Origin of the sequence: Sphingomonas antarctica, from assembly GCF_965137005.1 — a bacterium.
GTDB classification, from domain to species: Bacteria; Pseudomonadota; Alphaproteobacteria; order Sphingomonadales; family Sphingomonadaceae; genus Sphingomonas_O; species Sphingomonas_O antarctica.
In genome coordinates this window covers 1-1,269 of the sequence record NZ_CBCRXM010000042.1, presented here as the reverse complement: position 1 = coordinate 1,269, position 1,269 = coordinate 1, and the positions used below count along the sequence as shown (strand labels likewise).

General features: G+C 62.8%; 1 protein-coding gene. It reads left to right on the top strand.

Annotated features, from left to right (window positions below; genetic code table 11):
- Positions 1–64: 64 nt before the first annotated feature.
- A protein-coding gene (locus tag ACM9ME_RS15375; protein ID WP_415644336.1) for an IS3 family transposase occupies positions 65–1,251 on the top strand; the annotation gives its coding sequence in 2 pieces (ribosomal slippage) (positions 65–326 and positions 326–1,251; 1,188 coding nt in all).
- Positions 1,252–1,269: the final 18 nt, after the last annotated feature.

The window sequence follows — 1,269 nt, the reverse complement described above, 5'->3', positions numbered from 1 at the left end:
TGACCTGACCCCCTGATTTTCCTCCAGATGCGATTAGAGTCCGGCCTGATGGAAGGACGGATTGATGAAGCGGATACGGTTTACGGAAGAGCAGATTGTCGGGGTGCTGCGGGAGGCTGAGGCAGGTGCGAAGACGTCCGATCTGGCGCGCAAGCACGGCGTGTCGGAGGCGACGCTGTACAACTGGAAGGCCAAGTACGGCGGCCTGGAGGTGTCGGAAGCGAAGCGCCTGCGGGCGCTGGAGGACGAGAACGGACGCCTCAAGCGGTTGCTGGCGGACGCGATGCTGGACAACGCGGGTCTGAAGGACCTGCTTTCAAAAAAATGGTAACGCCTGCCGCCAAGCGGGAAGCGGTCGCACATCTTCAGGCCCTGCTTGATGTCAGCGAGCGGCGGGCGTGCAGGGTCATTGCGGCGGATCGGACGGTCATTCGCTACCAGTCGCGGCGCGGCGACGATGGCGAGCTTCGTGAGAAGCTGCGCGAACTTGCACATCAGCGTCGGCGGTTCGGCTATCGCCGTTTGCATATCCTGTTGCGGCGCGACGGGGTGGTCATCAACCGCAAGAAGACCCAGCGGCTGTATCGGGAAGAAGGCCTGACAGTGCGCCGCCGCAAAGGGCGCAAACGGGCTGTTGGCAGCCGCACGCGGCCACCTGTACTTGCCTTGCCGAACCAATGCTGGAGCCTCGATTTCGTGCATGACCAGCTCGCCACGGGCCGTCGGTTCCGGGTGCTCAACATCGTCGATGATGTGACCCGCGAGTGCCTGCGTGCGGTGCCGGATACGTCGATCTCGGGCAAGCGGGTCGTCCGCGAGCTGACCGAACTAATCGCCCAGCTCGGCAAGCCGGGCATGATCGTCAGCGATAACGGCACCGAGCTGACCTCGAACGCAGTGCTGGCCTGGTGCGGCGAGGTCGGGATCGAGTGGCATTATACGGCGCCGGGCAAGCCGACGCAGAACGCGTTCGTCGAGAGCTTCAATGGACGGATGCGCGATGAACTGCTCAACGAGACGCTGTTCATGAGCATGGGGCACGCTCGCGAAAAGATCGCCGCATGGGCCGATGATTATAACACCGGCAGGCCCCACTCCTCGCTTGGATACGCCACTCCGGCGGCGTTCGCCGCTGAACTATATAAGCAATGGCCTGCTTCGCTACGCCCTACGGGCTCCGCTGCGCAGGCCATTGCTCAACCCGCGCTCATGCGCAACAACAACGCCGAGACTCTAATCGTAACCGGATGAAGGTTGGGGGTCAGGTCA